This window comes from Martelella sp. K41-7 (genome assembly GCF_055808365.1).
Genome location: NZ_CM147867.1, coordinates 3924692 through 3948386, shown reverse-complemented (window position 1 = coordinate 3948386; position 23695 = coordinate 3924692). Strand labels below are relative to the sequence as shown.

The following is a 23695-nucleotide window of genomic DNA, read 5'->3' as shown; positions in this document are numbered from 1 at the left end:
TCCGAACAAACATTTCTCAAGAACAGAAAGATCCGCTCATGCACTTTGCAGACAGTTTTTCGCTTGAAGGCAAGGTCGCGCTGGTCACCGGCGCTTCCTACGGTATCGGCTTCTCCATTGCTTCCGCGCTTGCCGAAGCCGGTGCGACGATCGTCTTCAACGACATCAACGAAGATTTCCTGAAAAAAGGCATCGCCGACTACAAGGCAGCCGGCATCGACGCCAAAGGCTACATCTGCGACGTTACCGATGAGCCTGCCGTACAGAACATGGTGGCCCGGATTGCCGAAGACGTCGGCCCGGTCGATATTCTGGTCAACAATGCCGGTATCATTGCCCGTACGCCGATGCATGAGATGGAAGCTGGTGATTTCCGCAAGGTCATCGATATCGACCTGACGGCACCCTTCATCCTCGCCAAGGCCGTTCTGCCATCAATGATGGAACGCCGCAGTGGCAAGATCATCAACATCTGCTCGATGATGAGCGAGCTTGGCCGCGAAACGGTTTCGGCGTACGCAGCCGCCAAGGGCGGTCTGAAGATGCTGACACGCAATATCGCTTCGGAATACGGCGCCTACAACATCCAGTGCAACGGCATCGGCCCCGGCTATATCGAAACGCCGCAGACCGCCCCGCTGCGCGAGCCCGGCCATCCGTTCAACTCCTTCATCCTGGCCAAGACGCCTGCCAACCGCTGGGGCACGACCGGCGACCTGAAGGGCCCGGCGGTTTTCCTTGCCTCATCGGCTTCGGACTTCGTCAACGGCCACGTTCTCTACGTTGACGGCGGCATCCTCGCCTATATCGGCAAGCAGCCGTAATTCAGCACGAAACCGGAGCGGGCAAGGCATTTACCTGTCCGTTCCGGCAAGCTGATAAATGATAACTGCGCTGCCCCATTCTTTGAACCGCCGGATGTTGGATTTTCCGGCTCTGATCACGATGGCGGGCAGGCAGCGGTGCGTCGCCCCAAGCTTGACGCCTTTGTCACCTGTCTGGTTCTCCGAGACGGAGGCCGGTATGTCGCGCCAGCAAGTCTGGAAATAACCCGAGAGCATAGCCTTCGAAATGAAGCTTTCGGCTTCCGCCTGCGACCATAGCGATATTTAATAATTCTCAAGTCAGAGGAATATCTATATGTTTTTTCTAAAATTTTAGGCCATTCTATAGGAATAGGTGGGTGGGAGGCGCGCTTGAACGCAATACGGCTATCACGACGGGACCTAACCTTTCTGGCCGTTTGCATTATTCTGGGCGGAATTCTCACATTTGCGGCTCAGTTTGTTGCGCTTACAAGAAGCGCAAACCAATTGGTTTTTCAATACGGAGAAAAAATATACGATCGGTCTGTGTCGATTGCCGCCGACGGCACCGACGCTATTCGGCTGCTGAATGAAACATCCAATATCTTATGCTCCGAAACCGATCTTGCGATGATGCGTGATTATGCCTTTCGCTCGGATTATCTGGGCGATGTTGGCCGTATCGTGCATGGGAACTTGATATGCTCAGCCATGTTTGGGTTCTTTATTCCCGCACGCAGGCTACCTCAACCAGCTCGTGGGGATATGCTGAATGGAACGGTCTTCTGGAGAGCGACAGTCGGCGTGTTGCCGATCGGGATACCCGTGGATATTGCCGCCCATGGTCAGACGGCGGTGTTTACCGACCCTGCAGCATTTGAAGCGATTGAGCCAAATCGTGACGGCTTCAGTGCTTTGGTCGTGACCCATGACGGGGACTATGTCTTTCAAAGTTTTGGTGAAACACGCGGTTTAGTGGAGCGGTTGGGGCAACCTGACGCTGGCTTTTTGCTTAATCATGATCGCTATTATTCGCGTTGTAGCGATACCTACGACATATGCCTGGTCGCCCGGTATTCGTCTTCAGCGATAGGCCGGACAAATGCTTTTCAGTTTGCAGTATTTCTGTTTGCCGGGGCGGCGTGCGGCGGCGTAATCGGCGGTTTCTGCCTGTGGTATCATAATCATCGCTTGTCATGGCGGCAAAAGCTGAAACGCGCGATAAAGGCGAACCGCCTGGCCGTGGTCTATCAACCGTTCTTCAAACTGGACACCGGAGAGCTCACCGGTGCAGAAGCACTAGTCCGTTTGATCGATGATGCTGGTGGATGGGTCTATCCCGACATGTTCATCGGCGCGGCCGAAGAAATGGGCATTGGGAACACAATCACGCGTAAAGTTGTCGCTATGGCCCTTTCCTCGATGCAGGATGTTCTGCAGGAGAGGCCGGATTTCTATATCAGTATCAACATCATCGCGAGCGATCTCCTCGACCCCTCCTTCCTTGCGTTCATGCAGAATGAGACGGCGCGCCGGGGACTTTCTCCTCGGCAAGTGGCGCTCGAGCTGACCGAGCGTTCAACCGCCAACCATGAGGCGCTGACTTCCTCGATGGCGCTTTTTCGCGACTGCGGATACCAGATTTTCATCGATGATTTCGGTACTGGATATTCAAGCCTGTCCTATATATCGGAGCTTCCGATCTCCGGGATCAAGATAGATCGTATGTTTATTCAGGCTCTTGATCAGGAGACTGCTGCCAGTACCATTGTGAACAAGATACTTGACCTGGTGTCGACACTGGACGTCAATGTGATCTGCGAGGGGGTGGAGACTGAAGCGCAGGCCAGCCGCCTGAGAGCCATGCGCCCGGGCCTGACAGCGCAGGGGTGGCTCTTTAGCAAACCGGTTTTGTCGGAGACCTTTGTGACGCAGTTTATTGAAAATGAAGTGAGCTACTCCCCAACGGTTTGAAAGGATGCAGTTCGGATTTCAGGAGACTTTAGCTCTTTTGATTTGCTGATTTGAGGGGCGCTTGCGTGATGTCGCAAGCGGCGGCTCTGAAGGCTCTTTTCCTTGATCCGTCTCCGGTATTTCGGAATTTGGTTTCCAAGACCACCTCTGTTCTTGACCAGTCCATGAGCAAGCCTTGTCAGCTCTGGATTCTCTTAAGTGTCCGCTCAGCCGCCTTTAGCCTCGCTTCGCCCCCCTCGGTAGCGCTCACTCATGTTGCCCTTTGAATGCCCGAGTAAAAGGTTGCGGTCAAACACTTCCACACCGGCATCAATGAGCCGACCTTCCATCGTGTGACGCAATGAGTGCAGGAGGGACAGAGGATTTACACCGTGGATCTTTATCTGAAGGTTCGTCTGGCCGTCTCGGAAGGCATGAGCCGACGTCAGGCAGCCAAACACTTCAACATATCCCGCGACAGCGTAGCAAAGATGCTGACATATTCGACGCCTCCTGGCTATCAGCGACGATCACCAGTCCGGCGCCCGAAGCTGGATGCGTTCGTTTCGACCGGCTTCATGACGAGTGCGGGCTCACCGGCGACTATACGATCATCAAGGACTATATCCGCGAACGGGAACAGCGCCGTCAGGAAGTGTTCGTGCCGCTTTCTCATCCGCCCGGCCATGCGCAGGCTGATTTCGGTGAGGCGACTGTCGTGATCGGCGGCGTGGAACAGAAAGCCCGGTTTTTCGTGCTCGACCTTCCGCATAGGGACGGCTGCTATGTGCGGGCTTATCCCGCGGCGGTAGCCGAGGCCTGGGTTGATGGCCACGTCCATGCGTTTGCGTTCTTCGGGGCCGTGCCGCAATCGATCGTCTATGACAATGACCGCAGTCTTGTGGCCAGGGTCCTGGCGTGATCCCACGGATAGTGGCACAACAGACACAGGCATGCGGGTCCCAATCAAGATACAGGAAGATGATCTATTGAACCCGGCGTACCTGAGCACTCTCGGCCCCGGAGAAAACGGTGTGTCTGGACTGGTTCTTGGTGTGGGCCCCGACGTTCTCAGGGTAAGTTGGCCTTATCAGAACAGGCCCAAGCAACGACCAGGCGTTCGTCTTGTCCAATGGGCGCGGGCACAGGGGAAACAAAGGGTACTGAGCCTTCTCCAACGCTCTGATTTTTTGCTTCTCCGCCTTCGGCGACCAAAAAATCTGCTCTCTCTCGCTTCCGGCTGCCGGGGTCACGGGCCCCGGCAGCTTAACGGAAGCGTTCGATGCGTTGGAATCTCAAGGCTCCTTGACAGGTCAGAAGCGGCTGCGTCCGTTGGACGCATCTCCGCCGCCAGCAAGCTGGCGCGAAGATGGTCCATTATCTTTGCCACTCCTGACCTATCAACCCTTTCTTTCCCTAGGTGTTCAGTCCCGGCATTTGATGGATCGGATTAAGTTTGAAACGTTGGGGTTCAGAAGTCCAGATTTTGCAGATGTATTCGTGTGGCGTTAGCCCACGCAACGTCTTCAATCGCCGCCCGATATTGCGGCCTCGCAATCAAACGCTTTCCGGTGTGCTGCCCGGTGGCTCCGGTTGCCTTTGGAGACGGCACCATTCGCTACGACCGATCAGATCTCGGCCGTTGGCTCGAGAGCAAGAAAGCCGGATGCGTCGATACCGACGATGACATTCTTTCCAAGCTGGAGTGATTGATGGCAGACAGGAAGAACCCTCGCGGTTTCAAGATATTCAAGGACCGCAAGGGCAAATGGCGGTGCTACCATCGCAAAACACGTGAACCGATGGACCTCGAGAAGTGCCCGCTCTACTCGGTCGCGTATTATACAGAGTGCTACCGCATCAACGAACTGGTGAAGAGTTCGGAACAGGCCAAGCCCGGTACGCTTGGCCTGTTCATTAAACGCTACCATGCCAGCGACAAGTTCAAAGACCTGGCCCCGCGCACACAGGCCGATTATCAGCGCTGCTTTGACTACCTGAAGAGCATCGCAGGCACACCGCTGAAGCGCTTCACGCCGCCTCTGGTGCGCAAGATACGAGACAAGGCAGCAACCAAGTTGGGCATTCGCTGGGGGAATTATGTGAAAACCGCGCCCGAAGGATGCCCCGCAGGCAAACAGACCGTGGGCAGACTTTGAGCGTGAAGCCGTCATAGAGGCTATTCCGGCGCATATGCTGCCTCCGGTAATGCTGATGATTTATTACGGCCTCGATCCGCAGGACGCGCTCAAGCTGCCCCGGTCTGCCCTTTCGAATGGCGAGATCATCACCAGACGCGGAAAGACCGGAGTAGCCGTCGCCCTCCCCTTGTTGCCCGATGTGGCGCAGGTAATGACCAACCAGCCGAAACACGACGCCATCACGCTTTGCGCCAACAGCTACGGACGACCATGGACCACGGCCGGCTTTCGCGCCTCATGGCGACCATCCAGCTCGTGCTCGGACAGAATACCGAAGCCATGGAACGGCACGGCACTATTCGAGGCGCGCTGACATGCGGAAACAGACCGCTGCCGCCATGGCCGATTTCGAAGCCGAAGTGAACAGACGCAAAACGAAAACTGTCAAACAGGAAGAAACGAAGGCAGGCCAAAATGAAAAAGATTACTAAACCCAATGGGTTTAAGTGGTGCCCAGACGCGGATTCGAACCACGGACACGCGGATTTTCAATCCGCTGCTCTACCAACTGAGCTATCTGGGCAGGCGCTCTTGAGACAAAAAAGCACCTTCGCCGGCTGCCGGAGCGGACCCGCGAATGAGCGCGTTTATAGCATTTTGTTTTTTCAAGTCCAGCGGCAATTTCCCGATTTTCCAAGAAAATTTCGGTTCACCGGCTGCGCGGCCCGTTCGCCGGGAACAAACCGGAGAAAGCCGCTTACAAAGCCGCCTTCAGCCGCACCGACAAGGCCAGTTCCTCGGCAAAATCAACAAGGTCACCAATGCGCGGATAAGCCAGTTCGTAGAACGTCTCAGCATCATGCCGCCTGACGCCAACGAGGCCGCGCCGCACGAGCAAGGCCGTCGCCGAACCAACCTGACAAACGGAAAGCCCGGTAACACGGCAAAGGCCCAGACATGTCTGCCTGCTAACCTGCAGGGCTTTGACGACCTTGACACCCTCATCGCTGGCAAGGGACGCGAGAGCCCCGGCCATGAGGTCAAATCGCGCGTCAGATTCGACCCCACGGCCGAGAGTCACCATGTTCTGATGAGAAACGTTCATGAAAAAACCTTTAAATTAGACCATCAAATAACATTGATATAAATTAGAATATCGAGATATGTAATATATATCTTGCCGCTTCAGCTTTATCATAACCACAACACAGACGAAATCAAAACAATAGCGAAAAGACTACTGCAATACGACCAGAATACGCCGGAATGCAAGACGCCGACGCTGGGATGTGGCGCGTCATCAAGGATGGGCGGTTGAGACGCTGTGATGCGGCAGTGCAACAAAAAGCCAAGAATTGCTCTGGATAGACGATTGCCAATCGGAACCGACATGCTAACCTCTGGCGTGTGGGGAAAGAAGGACCAGAATGACAACAATTTCTGAGACGCCGCAAAAAAGCATGGTGATTTCCAGGCGGCTGCGGGAGAGCATCAGGCTCCATCTCGAGAGCATCTATCCGAAAAAAGACTCGCGCGCACTGACGCGGCAGATCATCGAAGCCTTCTGGAGCGACGGCGCGGTTCCGCGCAAGCGCGGCCGCGTTGCCGGCAACAATATGTGGAGCGCCGACAACACCTATGTCATCACCTACGGCAATTCGATTATCGACGGGGAACACAAGCCGCTCTCGCTGCTTCAGGATTTCGTCAACGAAAACCTGAAGGGTGTCATCAAGGGCGTGCATATCCTGCCCTATTTCCCCTATACTTCCGATGACGGTTTTGCGATCACCGACTACCGGGCGGTCGACAGCGGCCTTGGCGGCTGGGAGGACATAGAGCGCATCAGCCGCGAGTTCCGGCTGATGTCGGATCTGGTGCTCAACCACTGTTCCAGTCAGAGCAGCTGGTTCAATGAATTCCGCATGGGCCATGAACCCTACAAGGATTTCTTCTTCACCGCCTCACCGGAAGACGACCTTTCCTCGGTTGTCAGGCCGCGCGCCCATCCGCTGCTGCGCAAGGTGGAGACCGCCGAAGGCGAACAGCATGTCTGGTGCACGTTCAGCCACGATCAGGTGGATTTCGACTTTTCCAACCCGGAAGTGCTGCTCGAATTTTTGCGAATCATGCGGTTCCATATCAATAGTGGCGTGCGTACCATCAGGCTCGACGCCTGCGCCTTCATCTGGAAGGAAATCGGCACCTCCTGCATCCACCTGCCCCAGACCCACGAGATCATCCGGCTGATGCGGCTTCTGGCCGATTACAGCGAAGAAAGCATCGTTCTCATTACCGAGACGAATGTGCCGAATATCGAAAATCTGAGCTATTTCGGCAATCGCAACGAAGCCCACATGATCTACAATTTCTCACTGCCGCCGCTGATCGTGCACGCGCTTTTGACGGGAACCTCACAATTCCTCAATGCTTGGCAGATGGCGATGCCCCCGGCACAGATGGGCTGTGCCTATTTCAACTTTACCGCCTCGCATGACGGCATCGGCCTCAGACCCGCTGAAAGCCTGCTGTCCGACGAGGCCATCATGCAGATGGTCGAAACGGTTAAAGGCTTTGGCGGCCGGATCTCCATGCGTCAGCTTTCCGACGGCTCAATGCGGCCCTACGAGATGAATGTCGCGCTGTTCGATGCGCTGAAAGGTACGGTCAACGGCGAGGACGAACACAACATCGCCCGCTTCCTCTGCAGCCAGACGATCGCCATGGCGCTGGAAGGCATTCCGGCCTTTTATATCCACTCGCTGCTGGCCACCAGCAACGACTATGAGGGCGTCGAAAAGTCCGGCCATAACCGCGCAATAAACCGCCATCGCTGGAATTATGATGCGCTGCAAGAAGCGCTTGCCGACGAAACCACGCAGCATGCCAGGGTTTTCAATGCCATGCGTGAACGTATCGGCATTCGCACCAAACAACCCGCCTTTCACCCGAATGCGACCCAGTTCACCCTGCATCTGGGAGAAAAGCTGTTCGGCTTCTGGCGCCAGAGCGTCGATCGTACCCAGAGCATTTTCGCGATCAACAATGTTACCAACGAGACACTCGAGATTCCGGCGATGGCGCTGAACCTGATCGGTGGAGAGAACTGGGTCGACCTGATTTCCGGCGAGACGGCCAGCGATGCCAAGATCACCTTTGCGCCCTACCAGTGCCGGTGGATCACCAACAAGAGATAGGCGCTTGCTGCGGCGGCAACACCATCTTGCCGCCACGCTTCTTCCACCGAGAAACCGAACAAAACCCAGCACCCGGCTTGCCGCCGTGTGTTTTTTGCCATATTAATTTCATAGTTTCGTATATACGTACTGTAATCTCGAACTCCGAACCATTCCCGAGGGAGACCGGACATGTCCCTGCCATTTTCGCCCGACCCTGCTATCAGGCCTGAAGTCCACGGCTTCTTCGACCCCGCCACCAACACAATCTCCTACATCGTGCACGATCCGGCTTCTGATGCCTGCGCGATCATCGACAGTGTGATGGACATCGACTACCCCGCCGGACGCCTTTCCCATGCAAGCGCCGACCGGATGATCGGGATGATCAGGGACAATGGCTGGCGGCTGGAATGGCTGATCGAAACCCATGTCCACGCCGACCACCTTTCCGCAGCGCCCTATATTCAGGAACAGCTTGGCGGCCTGCTTGGCATTGGCGAGAATATCGTGGCCGTGCAGGATACGTTCGGCAAGGTGTTCAACGAAGGCACTGAGTTCCAGCGCGATGGCTCGCAGTTCGACCGTCTGTTTAGCGATGGCGACAGCTATGAAATCGGCGGACTGACGGCCCATGTGATGCACACGCCCGGCCACACCCCCGCCTGCATGACCCACGTAATCGGTGATGCCGCCTTTGTCGGCGATACGCTGTTCATGCCCGATGGCGGATCGGCGCGTGCCGATTTTCCGGGCGGTGACGCCCGCACGCTCTACCGCTCCACTCAGCGCGTTCTGGCGCTACCGGAAGAGACGCGGCTGTTCATGTGCCATGATTACGGCCCGAATGGTCGCGACATCAAATGGGAAACCAGCGTCGGCGAGGAACGCCGCCACAATATCCACCTCCATGACGGTATCAGCGAGGATGAATTTGTGGAGATGCGCGAAAAGCGCGATGCAACGCTGTCGATGCCGCGGCTGATCCTACCCTCTCTGCAGGTCAACATGCGCGCCGGCGATGTGCCTAAAGACAGTGACGGGCGACCGATGCTGAAAGTGCCGATCAACGTGCTCTGACGCTCGACATCATCTGCAACAGGAAGAAACCGGCATGCGGACTCGCGCAATCAACAGCAATTATCACATCTCTGGCCAGCTCAAGGCCAAAGATATGGCGGAGGTGGCAAAAGCCGGTTTCGCCGCCGTCATCTGCATGCGGCCGGACGGCGAGGGCTTTTTTCAGCCAAAATTCGCCGAGATCGAAGAGGCGGCAAAGGCAGAAGGCCTCGCCTGCTACTATGTGCCGGTCGGCGGCGGCCATCAGCCGATCACCCAAGCGCCGAAGCTGAAGACGATCCTCAATGAAACAGAAGGACCGGTTCTTGCCTTCTGCGCATCAGGCGGCCGCTGTGCTGGCCTTTATAACCTCGCCCTGCAGGCGGGTTAGTCGCCTCAGGCTTTCCGCGCGTAGGCGATGGTTTCAAAGCGGGTGGCAAGCGCGTCGTAAAGCAGAAGCCGGCCAATCAGCGGATCACCGGCGCCCGTCGCAAGCTTGATCACTTCCATCGCCATCAACGTGCCGATCACGCCGGTGACCGGGCCGACAATGCCGGCCTCGGCGCAGGACGGCACCAGGCCAGACGGCGGCGCTTTCGGATAGAGATCGCGGTAACGCGGGTTTGGCTTTCCATCAACCCCCGCCGCATAAGGCTTCAGCACCGTCAGCGATCCATCGAACCGGCCGACGGCGCCGGTCACCAGCGGCACGCTCCTGCGCTCGGCAGCATCGGCGGCCATATAGCGCGTGTCGAAATTGTCGGACCCGTCCACGAGGATATCGAAACCGGCCAGGACATCATCAACGGTTCCGGCATCAAGCCGTTCGTGAAAGCGACGGCAGATGACATGCGGGTTGATGCGCGCAATCGCCCGTGCCGCACTCTTCGTCTTCTCCTCTCCAACAGTGCCACTGTCATGAATGACCTGACGTTGAAGGTTGGAAAGGCTGACGGCGTCATCATCGGCAATACCCAGCGTACCGATACCGGCAGCCGCCAGATAGGCGAGAACCGGACTGCCGAGCCCGCCCGCACCAATCACCAGCACCCGCGCACGCTTGAGCGCCTGCTGACCCGCGCCGCCGATCTCCGGCAGTACGATGTGGCGGGCATAGCGTTCGATTTCTTCGGGGGAAAAGGGTTCAATGTCGCTCATCGTTTCACTATATCAGGCACGGCAGGAACGGATAGCCAAGAACCCGCAAACGTGATGGAAAACACCATGAGTGACGACCGTATTCTTAAACTGGAAGAAACCGTCGCCTATCAGGCGAAAACCATCGATGAACTGTCTGAACAGCTTGCCGCCCAGTGGAAGGAAATCGACCGGTTGAAGAAGCAGTTCGAGGTCCTGACAGACCGGTTCCTAACGCTGGAGGAAACCGCCGGCGAACGCCCGGCGATCACCAAACCGCCGCATTACTGAAGATATCCGCTCAACTGCAGGCTTTGTCCTCTATCCTTTATCCTTGCAGTAGCTGCCGCGCCAAATGACGAAACGAGACAGGGCGGCGCATAACCAGCGTGCGCCTGTCACGTAACACTATCGCGACGATTTCTTTGGTGAATAGAGGGCTCCCACACTGCCGGCACCATTTTTATATCGCCCGTAGACTCGTGTATCATTCGCGATCGCTGAACTGGTAATCTCTTTTGCAAATGCCCGATAAAAAACATCGCCTCGGGCTTTGGAATTAAAGCCGCGGACCGACGCACGGCAGTGCAGTCTGCCTCCAAGATCGGTTTTGGTCGGGATCGCGGCTTCAGTGTGCCCCTTGCTATCGCCCCAAATGGATTTGCCCCCAGCGCTGAGTGGCTTGGTGAAGCCACGCATGCCTTCCCATTGCTTCTCGTGGAGCTCGTAACCTGCGGCTATGAGGACGCCTGATGCTTTGTCCACAGATGCGATATCCATAAATTGAATGAGACAGGCTTTCGCCGCCGCCTGACCCAGTTCAGACAGCTCGGGAAATAGTGGATTCAGGTCTTCTGGTTCAGGAGTTTCAGTCGTACAACCCGACAATGCTGCTATCATAATTGCAATCGCAATCTTGGGTGTTTTTCTCATGCCGTCCACTTTGAAGTCCTGCAACCTGAAGTAAATTTCGCTATAACCGGATAAATGTAATACGGGTGCATGTCTAGCTGTATAGTTGCAGGTCTTTTGTCCATACACAGCCAATGATTGGATCCGGGGGTGTCATGGCGCCAGTCCGAATAGGTCCGCGACGCGCTGTTCGCTTTTTATCAGAAGCACTTTCCAGCATCGGCGCTAAGCTTCGCTCACCACCCCGTTCGCGACGTTGAAGAACTGGCCGCGGTCGCCGAGCGCGGTAAACAGCGCCCGGTCGGTGCCGGTCATGAAGGACTGACCGCCGATTTCGGAAATGCGGGTAAAAAGCGCCGCGCGCCGTTCCTCGTCCAGATGGGCGGCAACTTCATCGAACAGCATGATCGGTGGATAGCCACTGATGCGGCGGGTGAGCTTTGCATGCGCCAGCACCAGCCCGATCAGCAGCGCCTTCTGCTCCCCGGTTGAGCACAGTGCCGCCTCAATGTCCTTTTGCTGATGCCGCACGGCCATCTCACTGCGATGCGGCCCATCCAGCGTGCGACCGGCAGAAGCATCACGGTAGCGCTCCTCTTCCAGCAGCGCCCGGTAACGATCCTCCAGATCGATCGCCGGTGCCTCGGCCACATCGGCGAAGAAGCCGGTGAGCGCGATATCGGGTGCGGGGAAGGGAGAGCCTGCCTCGCTTTCGGCGATCAGCCCGGTCAGGAGCGACAGCAGCTCGCGCCGCGCCAGTGCCATCGCCACGCCGAGCCCGGCCATCTGCTGTTCCAGCCCGGAGAGCCACGCGGGCTCCATGCGTCGCTCCGACAAAAGCCGATTGCGCGAGCGCATGGCCCGCTCGAAATCTGCGACACGGCGACCATGCGCAGGATCGATCGACAGCACCATCCGGTCGAGAAAGCGACGGCGGTCGCCGGCCGGCCCGGTGAAAAGCCCGTCCATGGAGGGCGTCAGCCAGATCACCCGCACATGATCGAGAAGCTCATCCCCTGAAGTGGCCTGCGTACCGTTGATGCGGACCCTACGGCCTGCTCCTTCCGTGCCGTCCGTCCCGGTTCCGATACCGACGCCGCCCTCCATGCCTTCGAGCTCGGAAAACACCGTAAAACCGGCAGCCGCCCCCTTGCGTGCGACCTGCCCGTAGGAGGCCCGGCGCATGCCACGCCCGGGCGACAGGAAAGACACGGCTTCCATGAGATTGGTCTTGCCCGCCCCGTTTTCCCCCGTCAGCACGACATGCCGTCCATCAAGCGAAAGCGATGCTTGCGGATAATTGCGGAAGTCAGTGAGCTTCAGCACAGTCAGGAAAATAGAGGGCAGCATGGCGCAGTTTCTGTTCAAATGGTCCGCCCCTTATGGGGCAAAAGCGATCAAGACAAAAGACCGCCATGACTGGCCAGAGCAGTTCAGGGCCACAATGAACCACTCTGATGTTCACAACGATCAACAAAAAAGCGCCGGGGCCTACCCCGACGCCTTCAAATGGTATCAGCGACTGTGATGCCATCACTCCGTCCCGAAAAATTCCTTCATCCGGGCGAAAAAGCCGTTGGATTCCGGGTTGTTCTCGTTGGACGAGAGTTCGTCGAATTCCTCCAGCAATTCGCGCTGACGGCGTGTCAGTTTCTGCGGGGTCTCGACGCGAACCTGAATGTAGAGATCGCCCTTGTGGGAGGATCGGAGCACCGGCATGCCCTTGCCCTTGAGGCGGAACTGCTTGCCAGTCTGAGTGCCCTCGGGAACCGCAACACGCGACTTGGTGCCGTCCAGCGTGGTGACCTCGAACTTGCCGCCAAGAGCCGCCTGGGTCATCGAGATCGGCACGCTGCAATGCAGGTCCGCGCCATCGCGCTGAAAGAACATATGCGGCTTGACCGACAGAAAGATGTAAAGATCGCCCGATGGCCCGCCCCGCAAGCCCGCCTCGCCCTCACCCTGAAGGCGGATGCGGGTACCGTCTTCGATACCGGCCGGAATGTTGACCGAAAGCGAACGCTCCTCGACCGTGCGTCCCTCGCCACGGCATTTCGTGCAGGGGTCGGAAATCGTTTCGCCACGGCCGTGACAGGTCGGGCAGGTACGTTCCACCGAGAAAAAGCCCTGCGCCGCGCGCACCCGGCCAGAACCGTGACAGGTGGCACAGGTCGACGGCTTCGAACCCGGCTTTGCACCGGAGCCCGTGCATTCGTCACAGACGACTGAGGTCGGAACCCTGATCTGCGCCGTCTTGCCCTCGAAGCTTTCCTCCAGCGAGATTTCCATATTGTAGCGCAGGTCAGCCCCGCGCTCGCGTCCGCCGGAAGAACGCCGCCCGCGCGCGCCGCCCATCATTTCGCCAAAAATATCCTCGAAAATATCGGAGAAGCCACCGGCGCCTCCGAAGCCAGCAGCGCCCGGTCCGCCGCCGCCGTTTTCAAACGCGGCATGACCGAAACGATCATAGGCAGCTCGCTTCTGCGGGTCCTTGAGCGTCTCGTAGGCTTCGTTGATTTCCTTGAACTTCTTTTCGGCCTCGGGATTATCCGGATTCTTGTCCGGATGGCACTTCATCGCAAGTTTGCGGAAGGCGCTCTTCAGCTCCTTTTCGTCTGCCGAACGGCCGACCCCGAGTGTCTCGTAATAGTCCGCTTTTGCCATGGAGTCTGCCAACCTCTTGAACAGAATTCTCCGGCCGCCTTGGGAACGGCCGGATGTTTGATTTCAGGATTGATAACGAGCGACGCTCAAATCAAGCCGATTTCTTGTTGTCGTCATCATCGCTGACGTCTTCGAAATCAGCATCGACAACGTCGGACTCGGCGTCCCTGGCGGCATCCGCGGAGGCAGCCGCGTTCTCATCAGCCTGCTGAGCTTCATAGACGGCCTGACCGAGCTTCATCGAAACTTCCATCAGCGTCTGCGTCTTGGCCTGGATGTCATCGGCATCCGGCTCTTCGGCACCGACAGCCGTCTTCAGTTCCTCGATCGCCGCCGTGATGGCATTGCGGTCTTCTTCCGAAACCTTGTCGCCATGCTCATTGAGCGACTGCTCGGAGGAATGAATCAGGCTTTCAGCCTGGTTCTTCGCCTCAACCGCAGCACGACGCTTCTTGTCTTCTTCGGCGTGGCTTTCGGCGTCCTTGACCATCTGATCAATGTCGGCATCGGAAAGACCACCCGACGCCTGAATACGGATCTGGTGTTCCTTGCCGGTGCCCTTGTCTTTGGCAGACACGTTGACGATGCCGTTGGCGTCGATATCGAAGGTGACTTCGATCTGCGGCACGCCGCGCGGTGCTGGCGGAATGCCAACGAGGTCGAACTGGCCGAGCATCTTGTTGTCGGCCGCCATTTCACGTTCGCCCTGAGCCACACGAATGGTCACAGCGGACTGATTGTCCTCTGCCGTGGAGAAGGTCTGGCTCTTCTTGGTCGGGATCGTGGTGTTACGGTCGATAAGGCGGGTAAACACGCCACCGAGCGTTTCGATACCGAGCGACAGCGGGGTCACGTCAAGCAGCAGAACGTCCTTGACGTCGCCCTGCAGAACGCCACCCTGAATGGCAGCACCAAGCGCCACGACTTCATCCGGATTTACACCCTTGTGCGGATCCTTGCCGAACAGCTGCTTCACGGTTTCCTGAACCTTGGGCATGCGGCTCATACCGCCGACCAGAACAACTTCGTCAATCTCGCTTGCCGAAATACCCGCATCCTTCAGCGCGGCCTGGCAGGGGCCAACTGTGCGCTTGACGAGATCAGCAACGAGGCTTTCGAACTTGGCGCGGGTCAGCTTCAACGTCAGATGCTTCGGGCCGGTCGCGTCAGCCGTGATGAACGGCAGGTTGACTTCGGTCTGCTGCGAGGACGAAAGCTCGATCTTGGCCTTTTCGGCGGCTTCCTTCAGACGCTGCAGGGCCAGTTTGTCAGCCCTCAGATCAATGCCGTTTTCCTTCTTGAACTCGTCTGCAAGATATTCGACCAGACGCATGTCAAAGTCTTCGCCACCGAGGAAGGTATCGCCATTGGTCGACTTCACTTCGAAGACGCCATCGCCGATTTCGAGGATCGACACGTCGAAGGTACCACCGCCAAGGTCATAAACGGCAATGGTCTTGCCTTCGTTCTTGTCGAGGCCGTAAGCGAGTGCAGCAGCCGTCGGCTCGTTGATGATGCGCAGCACTTCCAGACCGGCGATCTTGCCGGCATCCTTGGTGGCCTGACGCTGGGCGTCGTTGAAGTAGGCGGGAACCGTGATGACGGCCTGCTCTACCTTTTCACCGAGATAAGCTTCCGCGGTCTCCTTCATCTTCTGAAGGATCATCGCCGAGACCTGCGACGGGGAATAGGACTTGTCGTTGGCCTTCACCCAGGCATCGCCATTGTCGCCCTTGACGATTTCGAAGGGAACCAGGCCCTTGTCCTTGGTCACGGTCGGGTCTTCGTAGCGGCGGCCGATCAGGCGCTTGACAGCGAAGAGTGTATTGGTGGGATTGGTCACAGCCTGACGCTTGGCGGGCTGGCCGACAAGGCGCTCACCATCTTCAGAAAAAGCCACCATCGAAGGGGTCGTACGGGCGCCTTCGGCGTTTTCGATCACCTTGGCATCCTTGCCATCCATGATGGCGATGCAGGAATTCGTCGTACCGAGGTCAATACCAATTACTTTAGCCATTTTCGCGTGTCTCCTTTTAAGCAGGCCATCCGAACCCTTCAGGCATTCTGTGACGGCCCCTTGAGCTATGGTCTTGATTTGAATTTCGCGGCGATAACGCCGTTGTGAGCGCTATATAATGAGCACCAAATGTCTCTGCAAGGCGCTTCACCATGCTTATGGCAGCAATTACACGCCAATTTAGCGGCTCTGGGCATCGTTTGAGGGCCATAAGGTACCATCTTTACGTCAGCGATGTCGTGCTTGTCTCAGACGCTCCTCAAGGGATAACGCCGGACCCGATGGATTTGCGGTCGGTCGGGCCCGATATCAACCCCAAGGGATTAACCATGGCTCAATTTCTGGCGGTTGATTACTCGTTTTGCGAGAATTCCGCATAGAGTCCGGCCAAGACATCGCCTGCGGCCTGATTGGCCGACTGGCCCGAAAAATTCGTCAGCACCACGATGCCAAGGTCTTCCTCCGGATCAAGCACGATGCGGGCCAGGTTCATCGCATTCGACCCGTTATGGGTCAGAAGCGGCCGGTCGGCCCAATCGAACGGCACAACACCCCAGCCAAGCGCATATTCGCCCGTCGTCGGCGTGCCGGGTGGTGGGTTTTCGCGCAGAGGGGTCTGAACCTTGGCGGCATGAAGATACTGGAGCGTTTCCGGCGAAACCAGCGCCGGGCCGCGCCTGCCCTCACCCACATTCCAGGACGCCCATTTTGCATAGTCGCCGACAGACATGTGTGCGGTCCCGGCCGGTCCCATGGCCGGAGGAACATCGGAGGCAGCCCCCCAGTACATCGGCGTCACAGTTCCGTCTTCTTCGATCCGGTGACTGACCGGCGCATCCACAAGACCGAAGCTGGTCTGCGGCCCGAGGCCAGCTGTATCAAGGCCGAGCGGCTCGAAAATCCGTCCGTTCATCAGCGTTTCCCAGTTCTCGCCGGCAACCGCCTCAACCATCATACCGGCAATGATGTAGCCGAGATTGGAATATTGGAACGGCGAGCCGTCCGGGATCGTCACTTCGTTCGTCTTCCAGGCGTCGAGCAGGCGTTCACGCTGCTCCCACGGATTGAAGTCGAAGACCTCGGCGCTGAAATAGAGATCGACAATCTCATCAGTGTCGGCGGGAACACCGCTCGAATGGGAAAGAAGCTGCTCCAGCGTTGCCGCCGAAAGGCTTTCGCTCATGCCCGGAAAATTCGCACCCAACACGTCGCCAACGGTCGACGACCAATCGAGCTTGCCCTCATCAACCATCATGCCGGCAAGCGTTGCGGTCATCGCCTTGGTGTTGGAACCGAGATGAAACCGGTCGTCGACAGTGACCGGAATATCCGCACCCAGAACCCTGGTGCCAACCGCAGCGGCCTCTACGGTCTCACCGTCCTTGACCACAGCAGCGGCAAGCGCGGGAAGGCCGTATTCCGTACGAACCTCTTCCAGATAGCCTTCAAGATCGAAGGCCGTGGCTGGCGCGGCGAAGGCAAGAACCGGAACAACAAGGGCAACCGCCCCAAAACAAGCGAGGCGGTCTCGCGCCCCCGCCATAACACGCATCATAAGCTAACCCCTGTTTCAAGGCGCCCGCGACCGGAGATGCAGCCTTTTCAGCCGCCCGATATCAGGCTTTGCCCCCAACTGCTTGTTTTCTGCTCAAGCAGAACAGGCGCAGCTTTACCAATCTCGGGGCAAAAGGCAACTTATCCACCAAAGAAGCAAGGCGCAGCCAGACACTGAATTAACCTGATTACGATTATTCAGCCGGTCACAAGGGGCCGGTTGCAAGGGCCTGTCACAGGGGATCCGGGCAGGCGCGCTCCCAGACGTCTCGCGGCAGCAGGTGAACGCCCTGCGGCGCCAGCGCGCCTTTGCCCACAATATGGCCGACACCCTCGGCCATCACCGCGAGCGTCATGTCAAAGGCATTGAGGCTGTCGCCCTCGCCGCCGGTCAGATTGGCCATGGCACCACCGACGAAAAGGTGAACCCTGCTGCTGGAGGGAAGCCTGTGGGTGGTGACCGCAGGCAGAGCCCTATCCACTGGCAGCGCCAGAAGCGGCAGAAGCTCGATCTCGTCGAGACGATGGCCGGAATTCAGAAGAAAACAGCCGTCCTTCAGTGTCTCGATCACCGCAAACGGCACGACGTGATGACCACCGGTGGCCGTGACAATAACATCGGCCTCGGGCGCGAGCGCGGCAACGCTGCCGGTCCGCCAGCCATCATAGCGCGCCTGCAGGAGACGGGCAGGATCGATCTCGGCCACCATCACCGTGCCCCCGAAGGCTCTGGCACTGGCTGCAAGCCCCTGCCCGACAGAACCGTAACCAACCACCAGCACATTCTTTTCGTGCAGGCTCAAAAGCGTGCGGGTGAAAAAGGCGTTCCATGTGGTCAGCCCGACCATATGCCGATTGTGCAGACCTTCCTTGACCGGCAGATCGTCCCAATTGAAGATCGGCCAGGGCGGGAGCGCGCCCTGCAGCCGGTTAATGCCGGAGCCGGTCGCTTCAAGCCCGGCCGTAATCTCGGGAAGCGGCCCGCCGGCGGACAGAAGCCTGTGGGTATAATCCGACCCCATTTCGCAAAGATGGGTCGGGCCCCAGTCAATCCCGTTTTCAATCGCCCTTTGCCAATCATCTTCCGGCATATCCTTGAAGGCATCGACGCGCGCACCGGCCGCCCGCATGGCATCGACCACATCATTGCGCACGGTTGCCGGATTGCAGGTGGTGATGAACAGTGCCGCACCGCGCCCGGCCAGCCCTTCCACCAGCGGCAGCATCTTCATATCGAGATGCATGCTCATGGCGAGCCGGACGCCGGTCATTGCCGGCAGGGTCTCAATTGCGCGCGCCACACGTGGCATATGCGCCCTTGCCCAGGCGGGTGTAATTTCGGTCATGGTCAGCAGCTCCTTGCACTGGGGTTTCCGTCCGTGACGGCGCTGGTCGTGGCACCCAGCCAGAAAACGGTGAACAACCAGCATACCAACAATGCCACTGCCGGTCGGAAGAAAGGCTAAAAGCCTGCCTTGCATCATCCGGGTAGGCTTTTCGGTTTCAGGATGTGTAATCGCATTGCCAGGCTGCAGTTTGCGGCGCTTATCGACCGTGGCGGCGCTGGTAGCGGCCGCGCAGCCAGAAAATCAGGAAGACGGCGAGCACGAAAAAGATGCCCACCCCGATCGCAAGCCATGGCGAAAACAGCGCCACATAATTTATGACATCGGGCAGGAAATATCCGCCGATCAGCAACCCGCCAAAGATGATCGCCGCCGCGATAATGGCTGCGCGATTGCCAGACGTATCGTCATTCATTGCTCGCTCCCGGTCCTGATCGCCTTCAGGCCCCGAACCTGCCGGCCATCCGCATCGAAATTGTCGGGCGACAGCCAGGTCTCGAGCGCGGTCCTGATGGCTGGCCACTCACTGTCGATCATCGAATACCAGGCGGTATCGCGGTTCTTGCCCTTGGCGACCATATGGTTGCGGAAAATGCCTTCGAAGGTGAACCCCAGCCGCTGCGCAGTAGCATGGCTAGGCGCGTTCCCGTTGTGGCACTTCCATTCATAGCGCCGGTAGCCGAGGTCATCGAAAACGTGACGCGCCAACAAATAGTGTACCTCGGTTGCCATCGGCGAACGCTGCATCGCTGCACCGTGGGCGACCGAACCGATCTCGACCGCGCCGTTGTTCTCGTCGATGCGCATATAGCTCGCCATCCCGACAACCGTGCCGGTTTCCGCCGTCTTGAAGACGCGCGTTACCCAGGAGCCCGCAGCATTCTGATCTTCAAGCCAGGCATAGAAATCGTCAGGGCCGGCAAAGTCAGGTTGGGGGAAATAGTACAGAAGCGCACTGACGGTTTCGGCTGTGCCGCCGAGCGCGTGCCACAGTGCAGCGCCGTGCTCGCCCGTATCATAAGGCTCAACCGTGACATAGACCCCGCGCTGATGCACGGGCTGTGGCTTGAGCCGTGGCGAAAAACCGGAAAGATCGGACAAAACGGCCTCCCTGAACAGCGGGCAAAACCGCCGGATTTCAGACGGAAGCGCCCGCCTTCAAAGGCGGGCGTTCCTGTTGTCGGTCTCAGTATTTGCCAAGCGATGCGCAGGCCTCTTCGGCCAGTTTCTTGATCCCGGCCCAGTCACCCCTGGCGACCAGATCCTTTGGCGCCACCCAGGAGCCGCCGACGCAGATCACATTGGGAAGCTTGAGGTAATCGGGCGCATTGGCAAGCGAAACACCGCCGGTCGGGCAGAATTTGACGTCCGCGATAGGCGAGGACAGCGCCTTCAGATAGGGCGCGCCACCGGCCTGTTCGGCGGGGAAGAACTTCATCACACGGTAGCCTTCCTCACGCAGCGACAGCACTTCGCTGGCCGTCGCCGTGCCTGGCAGAAGCGGCACTTCGCTGTCATCGGCGGCATCCAGGATATCGCCGTTGATGCCGGGCGACACAATGAACTTCGCACCGGCCTTTTCTGCGGCCGCATAGTCGCGGGCCGAAAGAATGGTGCCAGCGCCAATGACGGCACCCTCGATTTCCTCGGACATGGCCTTGATCACATCGAGCGCGGCATCGGTGCGCAGCGTGATTTCCAGCGCTTTCAATCCGCCCTCGACAAGCGCCCGCGCCAGCGGTACGGCATGTTCGACGGACTCAACGATCAGCACCGGAACGACGGGCTGGGCGGTGAGGGCATCTAGGAGATTTTGGGTTTTAGCATCCATGGTCGCACTGGCCTTTTGAACTTTTTTGCAAGCTGCATTTGAAATACCCCGGCACAGGCATCAAGTCGAGACCGGAAGGAATTATAATCGACGTGAATCATTGCCCGCGACAGTAGCCGTCTTCTTATCGTATTCCTGTTGTCAGGGTTTGATCTCGATTAACAGTTTCCGTCACGGGATTGGACGGGGAGAGGGTTTCGATGGCCAGGGAAATCGAACGGAAATTCCTCGTAGACGGCGACGGTTGGAAGGATGGTGCGGAAAAGGGCGTGCGACTGACGCAAGCCTATCTGCTCGGCGCGCCCGACCGTTCCGCCCGCGTCAGGATTTTCGATGAAAGCCATGCCCGTATCACACTGAAATTCGGCGGCAATGCAATGAGCCGCGACGAGTTTGAATATGACGTTCCCCTGGAGGACGCACGCGACATGACGACCCACGCGCTCGGCATCGTGATCGACAAGACGCGCTACCGTGTGCCGGATGGCGATTTCGTCTGGGAAGTGGATGTCTACCATGGTGATCTTGCCGGTCTCGTGGTAGCCGAGGTTGAGCTTCCCGACGAGAAGGCAACACCGCGCCTTCCCGACTGGCTTGGCTGCGAGGTGACCGGAGACCGGCGCTACATCAACCAGGCGCTCGCCGAGACAGGCGCCATACCAGAAGAGAACGGCTGACATGGCTTTCGCGCTCGACCCCGAAAAATCGTTTGACGCGGCCGTCCGCAAGGCGGCCATCTCCCAGCTGGAAGACGCGGTCAAAACGCTGAAAAAACAACCCGACGGACTGCATGAAGCGATCCACGATGCGCGCAAGAAGTTCAAGCGCGTGCGCGGCCTTTACAGGCTGATCCGGCCGATCGCCAAGGATTTCGCCGAGGCCGAGAATGCCCGCATCCGTGATATGGCCACGGACCTTGCCGGCGGCCGCGATGCCACTGCGCTGATCGAATGCGCAGCGTATCTGCGCGCTTTCCTGCACGACGGTACAACCGACATGGCGCTCGCACGACTCGAGGCCGCGCTATTCGCCCGGCGAACTTCTGCCGCCGTTTCGGATACAGAGCTGAGGCAAAAGGTGAAGGCCGCAATCCATACCTGTCGTGAGGCAATTGCCGCCATTGAAGGTGCCGATTTCGACGAAGACCGCACATCGGCCGCGAAATACCTGTCCAAAGGCTGGAAGAAACAGCTGAGCAATGCACAAGTGGCGCTGATGACGGCCCAGGCCGAAGGCGACGATGATGATTTTCACGAATTGCGCAAGAAGAGCCAGACCTACTGGATGTTCTGCGCGCTGCTGTCGCCGGCATGGCCCACAGCACTGAAAGTCAAACGCGACGGTGCCAAGGCGCTGGCCGATGTACTTGGCCATGAGCATGACCTCAGCATGCTGCTTTCGCTTCTGGATGACAGCAATGCACTCCCGCTCAACGCGGAAACGCTGGCGACCTGCCGCCAGACCGCCACCAGCACCCGCGCGCAGTTGCGGCGGCGCGCAATCAAGATGGCACGCAAGACCTTCGGAGACGAGGCGCATGTGGAAGCCAAGATCATCCGGACATTATGGAAGAAGCGGGTCGGCTCCCATGAGCACCGCTGATCCTTAGCATAATTGCCAAAAACCGCCGATGCGTGTATTGGCCAACCCAATAACTGCACAAGCTCAAGATTGAAGAAAGCGGAGAGAGACCATGGAACGGTCCTATCTGGTCGCAGCCCTGTATCACTTCACACGATTTGCCGATTTTCAGGCGTTTCGCGCGCCGCTTTTGGCCTGCTGTGAAGAAAACGGCGTGCGCGGTACGTTGCTGATCGCTCATGAAGGCATCAACGGCACCATCGCCGGCAGCCATGAGGGCATTGCCAATGTGCTGGCCTTCATCCGCGCCCGGCCCGAATTTGCCGGTCTCGAGCACAAGGAAAGCCATGCCTCCAAGATGCCCTTCAACCGCCTCAAGGTGCGGCTCAAGAAGGAAATCGTGACCATGGGGGTTGAGGATATCGATCCGCTGAAGACGGTCGGAACCTATGTCGACCCGCAGGACTGGAACGACCTGATCACCGATCCGGACACGATCGTGATCGACACCCGCAATGATTACGAAACCGCGATCGGCATTTTCCGTGGCGCGGTTGACCCGAACACCAAGACCTTCCGCGAGTTTCCGCGCTGGGTTGAGGAAAACCGGGGCCTCCACAACAAGCCGAAGATCGCGATGTACTGCACCGGCGGTATTCGCTGCGAAAAAGCGTCCGCCTATATGAAGGAGCAGGGCTTTGACGAGGTCTACCACCTCAAGGGCGGAATTCTGAAATATCTCGAGGAAATACCGGAAGACAAAAGCCTGTGGGACGGTGCCTGTTTCGTGTTCGACGAGCGCGTTTCGGTCACCCATGGTCTCAAGGAAGGCGAGCACCAGCTCTGCCACGCCTGCCGCCATCCGGTCACACCGGAAGACAAGCTTTCCGCCGAATATGAGGAAGGCGTGTCCTGCCCGCATTGTGCTGAAAGCTATTCCAACGCAGACCGCGCCCGTTTCCGCGAACGCCAGCACCAGATTGCTCTGGCCAAACAGCGTGGCGAGCGGCATCTGGGAGCATGAGGGTCGGCGACAAGCCTTTGCTTTGACGCAGGGAAGCGCGGGCTCTCAGAAGTCCGAAAGCCTTGTCTTGACGGCTGAAAGCGCATTGACCATTTCGGAGAAATTGCGGCGCAGGCGACTGTCCATTTCCACGGCAATGTCGGGATATTCCTCGATCAGCCGCAGGAACTGGTCGCGGCGGATCAGCAGGAGCGCGCATGGCTCTGCGGCAACCGCCGAAACGCGGTGCGGTATGGCACTGATCAGGGCGGCTTCTGCGAGCAGGCTGCCGGGGCCGGCAATGCCTGCCGAACGTCCGCCGGCTTCAAGCGTCAGCGTTCCGCTTTCGACGAGATAGGCACCAAGGCTTTCCGCATCTTCTTCAAACAGAACATCGCCCTGATCAGCAGAAAGACGGGTGACGGTGAAGGCGATCAGGCGGAGCTGATCGTCCGAGAAGCCCGAGAAAAGCTCGGTCCTGCGGAGCTTCTCGATGTCGCGCGACAATGCCATAT

25 protein-coding genes, 1 tRNA gene and 2 pseudogenes are annotated in these 23695 nt (G+C 58.1%); 15 read left to right on the top strand and 13 right to left on the bottom strand.

Annotated features, from left to right (window positions below; translation table 11 throughout):
* Nucleotides 1–38 precede the first annotated feature (38 nt).
* The 3 genes and pseudogenes from AC0L7L_RS18765 to AC0L7L_RS18755 form a co-directional block, all read left to right on the top strand.
* Entirely contained in the window at nucleotides 39–824 is a 786-nt protein-coding gene (locus AC0L7L_RS18765) for a gluconate 5-dehydrogenase (RefSeq protein WP_473510661.1), read from the top strand.
* Nucleotides 825–1196: 372 nt separating this feature from the next.
* Nucleotides 1197–2780, top strand: coding sequence for an EAL domain-containing protein (locus AC0L7L_RS18760; RefSeq protein WP_473510659.1), 1584 nt, complete (start codon nucleotides 1197–1199; stop codon nucleotides 2778–2780).
* Nucleotides 2781–3151: 371 nt separating this feature from the next.
* Nucleotides 3152–3675: pseudogene (locus tag AC0L7L_RS18755) on the top strand (transposase); the annotation flags it as partial.
* A 500-nt stretch (nucleotides 3676–4175) separates the two neighbouring features.
* Here AC0L7L_RS18755 and AC0L7L_RS18750 read toward each other — a convergent pair.
* A pseudogene (locus tag AC0L7L_RS18750) lies at nucleotides 4176–4304 on the bottom strand (IS481 family transposase); the annotation flags it as partial.
* Here AC0L7L_RS18750 and AC0L7L_RS18745 point away from each other — a divergent pair.
* The 3 genes from AC0L7L_RS18745 to AC0L7L_RS18735 are packed head-to-tail and all read left to right on the top strand — an operon-like array spanning nucleotide 4262 to nucleotide 5273.
* Entirely contained in the window at nucleotides 4262–4468 is a 207-nt protein-coding gene (locus tag AC0L7L_RS18745; RefSeq protein ID WP_473514033.1) for a hypothetical protein, read from the top strand. The pseudogene AC0L7L_RS18750 and the gene AC0L7L_RS18745 overlap by 43 nt on opposite strands.
* 3 nt (nucleotides 4469–4471) lie before the next feature.
* Complete coding sequence (locus AC0L7L_RS18740) at nucleotides 4472–4918, top strand: hypothetical protein (protein WP_473510656.1); 447 nt, start codon at nucleotides 4472–4474, stop codon at nucleotides 4916–4918.
* Between the two features lie 55 nt (nucleotides 4919–4973).
* Complete coding sequence (locus AC0L7L_RS18735; RefSeq protein WP_473510654.1) at nucleotides 4974–5273, top strand: hypothetical protein; 300 nt, start codon at nucleotides 4974–4976, stop codon at nucleotides 5271–5273.
* A gap of 134 nt (nucleotides 5274–5407) precedes the next feature.
* Here the strand turns inward: AC0L7L_RS18735 and AC0L7L_RS18730 are convergent.
* Nucleotides 5408–5483 (bottom strand) — tRNA-Phe (locus tag AC0L7L_RS18730).
* A gap of 54 nt (nucleotides 5484–5537) precedes the next feature.
* Here AC0L7L_RS18730 and AC0L7L_RS18725 point away from each other — a divergent pair.
* The 4 genes from AC0L7L_RS18725 to AC0L7L_RS18710 all read left to right on the top strand — a co-directional run bounded on the left by AC0L7L_RS18725 (nucleotide 5538) and on the right by AC0L7L_RS18710 (nucleotide 9526).
* Nucleotides 5538–6047 carry a hypothetical protein gene (locus AC0L7L_RS18725; protein WP_473510652.1) on the top strand — a complete coding sequence of 170 codons (510 nt, stop codon included), beginning with the start codon at nucleotides 5538–5540 and terminating at the stop codon, nucleotides 6045–6047.
* A 280-nt stretch (nucleotides 6048–6327) separates the two neighbouring features.
* Nucleotides 6328–8097 (top strand): sugar phosphorylase, encoded by a 1770-nt coding sequence (locus tag AC0L7L_RS18720; protein WP_473510650.1) that lies wholly within the window; start codon nucleotides 6328–6330, stop codon nucleotides 8095–8097.
* A 171-nt stretch (nucleotides 8098–8268) separates the two neighbouring features.
* Nucleotides 8269–9156: an MBL fold metallo-hydrolase gene (locus tag AC0L7L_RS18715; RefSeq protein ID WP_272213591.1), complete on the top strand. Its 888-nt coding sequence runs from the start codon at nucleotides 8269–8271 to the stop codon at nucleotides 9154–9156.
* A gap of 34 nt (nucleotides 9157–9190) precedes the next feature.
* Nucleotides 9191–9526, top strand: a complete 336-nt coding sequence (locus AC0L7L_RS18710; RefSeq protein WP_473510645.1) for a protein tyrosine phosphatase family protein — start codon at nucleotides 9191–9193, stop codon at nucleotides 9524–9526.
* A 5-nt stretch (nucleotides 9527–9531) separates the two neighbouring features.
* On the opposite strand, the gene AC0L7L_RS18705 is transcribed toward AC0L7L_RS18710, so the two are convergent.
* Entirely contained in the window at nucleotides 9532–10293 is a 762-nt protein-coding gene (locus tag AC0L7L_RS18705; protein WP_473510642.1) for a molybdopterin-synthase adenylyltransferase MoeB, read from the bottom strand.
* Nucleotides 10294–10359: 66 nt separating this feature from the next.
* Between AC0L7L_RS18705 and AC0L7L_RS18700 the strand changes: the two genes are divergently transcribed.
* Complete coding sequence (locus AC0L7L_RS18700; protein WP_018064972.1) at nucleotides 10360–10563, top strand: SlyX family protein; 204 nt, start codon at nucleotides 10360–10362, stop codon at nucleotides 10561–10563.
* Between the two features lie 117 nt (nucleotides 10564–10680).
* Here the strand turns inward: AC0L7L_RS18700 and AC0L7L_RS18695 are convergent, their stop codons facing one another.
* Together AC0L7L_RS18695 and recF are read right to left on the bottom strand one after the other, a co-directional pair.
* Nucleotides 10681–11319 carry a hypothetical protein gene (locus AC0L7L_RS18695; protein WP_473510640.1) on the bottom strand — a complete coding sequence of 213 codons (639 nt, stop codon included), beginning with the start codon at nucleotides 11317–11319 and terminating at the stop codon, nucleotides 10681–10683.
* A gap of 90 nt (nucleotides 11320–11409) precedes the next feature.
* Nucleotides 11410–12534 (bottom strand): DNA replication/repair protein RecF, encoded by a 1125-nt coding sequence (gene recF, locus AC0L7L_RS18690; RefSeq protein WP_473510637.1) that lies wholly within the window; start codon nucleotides 12532–12534, stop codon nucleotides 11410–11412.
* On the opposite strand from recF, the gene AC0L7L_RS18685 reads away from it, so the two are divergent.
* Entirely contained in the window at nucleotides 12533–12712 is a 180-nt protein-coding gene (locus AC0L7L_RS18685; protein ID WP_473510634.1) for a hypothetical protein, read from the top strand. The genes recF and AC0L7L_RS18685 overlap by 2 nt on opposite strands.
* 5 nt (nucleotides 12713–12717) lie before the next feature.
* On the opposite strand, the gene dnaJ is transcribed toward AC0L7L_RS18685, so the two are convergent.
* The 7 genes from dnaJ to AC0L7L_RS18650 all read right to left on the bottom strand — a co-directional run bounded on the left by dnaJ (nucleotide 12718) and on the right by AC0L7L_RS18650 (nucleotide 20596).
* Nucleotides 12718–13848: a molecular chaperone DnaJ gene (dnaJ, locus tag AC0L7L_RS18680; RefSeq protein ID WP_473510632.1), complete on the bottom strand. Its 1131-nt coding sequence runs from the start codon at nucleotides 13846–13848 to the stop codon at nucleotides 12718–12720.
* Nucleotides 13849–13939: 91 nt separating this feature from the next.
* Nucleotides 13940–15865, bottom strand: coding sequence for a molecular chaperone DnaK (gene dnaK / locus AC0L7L_RS18675; RefSeq protein WP_272213588.1), 1926 nt, complete (start codon nucleotides 15863–15865; stop codon nucleotides 13940–13942).
* A gap of 352 nt (nucleotides 15866–16217) precedes the next feature.
* Nucleotides 16218–17420: a serine hydrolase domain-containing protein gene (locus tag AC0L7L_RS18670; protein ID WP_473510630.1), complete on the bottom strand. Its 1203-nt coding sequence runs from the start codon at nucleotides 17418–17420 to the stop codon at nucleotides 16218–16220.
* Nucleotides 17421–17652: 232 nt separating this feature from the next.
* Nucleotides 17653–18765 (bottom strand): NAD(P)-dependent oxidoreductase, encoded by a 1113-nt coding sequence (locus AC0L7L_RS18665; RefSeq protein WP_272213587.1) that lies wholly within the window; start codon nucleotides 18763–18765, stop codon nucleotides 17653–17655.
* Nucleotides 18766–18964: 199 nt separating this feature from the next.
* Nucleotides 18965–19180, bottom strand: coding sequence for a hypothetical protein (locus AC0L7L_RS18660; protein ID WP_272213586.1), 216 nt, complete (start codon nucleotides 19178–19180; stop codon nucleotides 18965–18967).
* A complete protein-coding gene (locus AC0L7L_RS18655) occupies nucleotides 19177–19866 on the bottom strand; it encodes a GNAT family N-acetyltransferase (protein ID WP_473510627.1) in 690 nt (229 codons plus the stop codon). Before AC0L7L_RS18655 ends, AC0L7L_RS18660 begins: the two co-directional genes overlap by 4 nt.
* 85 nt (nucleotides 19867–19951) lie before the next feature.
* The gene (locus AC0L7L_RS18650; protein WP_272213585.1) at nucleotides 19952–20596 is read right to left on the bottom strand and encodes a 2-dehydro-3-deoxy-phosphogluconate aldolase; all 645 of its coding nucleotides are present in this window, start codon (nucleotides 20594–20596) and stop codon (nucleotides 19952–19954) included.
* Between the two features lie 200 nt (nucleotides 20597–20796).
* Between AC0L7L_RS18650 and AC0L7L_RS18645 the strand changes: the two genes are divergently transcribed.
* The 3 genes from AC0L7L_RS18645 to trhO all read left to right on the top strand — a co-directional run bounded on the left by AC0L7L_RS18645 (nucleotide 20797) and on the right by trhO (nucleotide 23201).
* The gene (locus tag AC0L7L_RS18645) at nucleotides 20797–21273 is read left to right on the top strand and encodes a CYTH domain-containing protein (protein ID WP_473510625.1); all 477 of its coding nucleotides are present in this window, start codon (nucleotides 20797–20799) and stop codon (nucleotides 21271–21273) included.
* A 1-nt stretch (nucleotide 21274) separates the two neighbouring features.
* Nucleotides 21275–22198, top strand: a complete 924-nt coding sequence (locus AC0L7L_RS18640) for a CHAD domain-containing protein (protein ID WP_272213582.1) — start codon at nucleotides 21275–21277, stop codon at nucleotides 22196–22198.
* Nucleotides 22199–22289: 91 nt separating this feature from the next.
* The gene (gene trhO / locus AC0L7L_RS18635) at nucleotides 22290–23201 is read left to right on the top strand and encodes an oxygen-dependent tRNA uridine(34) hydroxylase TrhO (RefSeq protein ID WP_272213581.1); all 912 of its coding nucleotides are present in this window, start codon (nucleotides 22290–22292) and stop codon (nucleotides 23199–23201) included.
* A gap of 45 nt (nucleotides 23202–23246) precedes the next feature.
* Here trhO and AC0L7L_RS18630 read toward each other — a convergent pair whose 3' ends face one another.
* Nucleotides 23247–23693 carry a Crp/Fnr family transcriptional regulator gene (locus AC0L7L_RS18630; protein ID WP_272213580.1) on the bottom strand — a complete coding sequence of 149 codons (447 nt, stop codon included), beginning with the start codon at nucleotides 23691–23693 and terminating at the stop codon, nucleotides 23247–23249.
* Nucleotides 23694–23695: the final 2 nt, after the last annotated feature.

What these genes read in the sequence shown, in the direction of transcription:
- AC0L7L_RS18715 (WP_272213591.1), top strand. Translation starts at nt 8,269, where the DNA reads ATGTCCCTGCCATTTTCGCCCGACCCTGCTATCAGGCCTGAAGTCCAC.
- AC0L7L_RS18705 (WP_473510642.1), bottom strand. Translation starts at nt 10,293, where the DNA reads ATGAGCGACATTGAACCCTTTTCCCCCGAAGAAATCGAACGCTATGCC.
- AC0L7L_RS18765 (WP_473510661.1), top strand. Translation starts at nt 39, where the DNA reads ATGCACTTTGCAGACAGTTTTTCGCTTGAAGGCAAGGTCGCGCTGGTC.
- AC0L7L_RS18720 (WP_473510650.1), top strand. Translation starts at nt 6,328, where the DNA reads ATGACAACAATTTCTGAGACGCCGCAAAAAAGCATGGTGATTTCCAGG.
- AC0L7L_RS18640 (WP_272213582.1), top strand. Translation starts at nt 21,275, where the DNA reads ATGGCTTTCGCGCTCGACCCCGAAAAATCGTTTGACGCGGCCGTCCGC.
- AC0L7L_RS18630 (WP_272213580.1), bottom strand. Translation starts at nt 23,693, where the DNA reads ATGGCATTGTCGCGCGACATCGAGAAGCTCCGCAGGACCGAGCTTTTC.
- AC0L7L_RS18740 (WP_473510656.1), top strand. Translation starts at nt 4,472, where the DNA reads ATGGCAGACAGGAAGAACCCTCGCGGTTTCAAGATATTCAAGGACCGC.
- AC0L7L_RS18670 (WP_473510630.1), bottom strand. Translation starts at nt 17,420, where the DNA reads ATGATGCGTGTTATGGCGGGGGCGCGAGACCGCCTCGCTTGTTTTGGG.
- AC0L7L_RS18700 (WP_018064972.1), top strand. Translation starts at nt 10,360, where the DNA reads ATGAGTGACGACCGTATTCTTAAACTGGAAGAAACCGTCGCCTATCAG.
- AC0L7L_RS18645 (WP_473510625.1), top strand. Translation starts at nt 20,797, where the DNA reads ATGGCCAGGGAAATCGAACGGAAATTCCTCGTAGACGGCGACGGTTGG.
- AC0L7L_RS18685 (WP_473510634.1), top strand. Translation starts at nt 12,533, where the DNA reads ATGGCGCAGTTTCTGTTCAAATGGTCCGCCCCTTATGGGGCAAAAGCG.
- AC0L7L_RS18735 (WP_473510654.1), top strand. Translation starts at nt 4,974, where the DNA reads ATGATTTATTACGGCCTCGATCCGCAGGACGCGCTCAAGCTGCCCCGG.
- AC0L7L_RS18710 (WP_473510645.1), top strand. Translation starts at nt 9,191, where the DNA reads ATGCGGACTCGCGCAATCAACAGCAATTATCACATCTCTGGCCAGCTC.
- AC0L7L_RS18650 (WP_272213585.1), bottom strand. Translation starts at nt 20,596, where the DNA reads ATGGATGCTAAAACCCAAAATCTCCTAGATGCCCTCACCGCCCAGCCC.
- dnaK (WP_272213588.1), bottom strand. Translation starts at nt 15,865, where the DNA reads ATGGCTAAAGTAATTGGTATTGACCTCGGTACGACGAATTCCTGCATC.
- trhO (WP_272213581.1), top strand. Translation starts at nt 22,290, where the DNA reads ATGGAACGGTCCTATCTGGTCGCAGCCCTGTATCACTTCACACGATTT.
- recF (WP_473510637.1), bottom strand. Translation starts at nt 12,534, where the DNA reads ATGCTGCCCTCTATTTTCCTGACTGTGCTGAAGCTCACTGACTTCCGC.
- AC0L7L_RS18725 (WP_473510652.1), top strand. Translation starts at nt 5,538, where the DNA reads ATGAGCGCGTTTATAGCATTTTGTTTTTTCAAGTCCAGCGGCAATTTC.
- AC0L7L_RS18665 (WP_272213587.1), bottom strand. Translation starts at nt 18,765, where the DNA reads ATGACCGAAATTACACCCGCCTGGGCAAGGGCGCATATGCCACGTGTG.
- dnaJ (WP_473510632.1), bottom strand. Translation starts at nt 13,848, where the DNA reads ATGGCAAAAGCGGACTATTACGAGACACTCGGGGTCGGCCGTTCGGCA.
- AC0L7L_RS18660 (WP_272213586.1), bottom strand. Translation starts at nt 19,180, where the DNA reads ATGAATGACGATACGTCTGGCAATCGCGCAGCCATTATCGCGGCGGCG.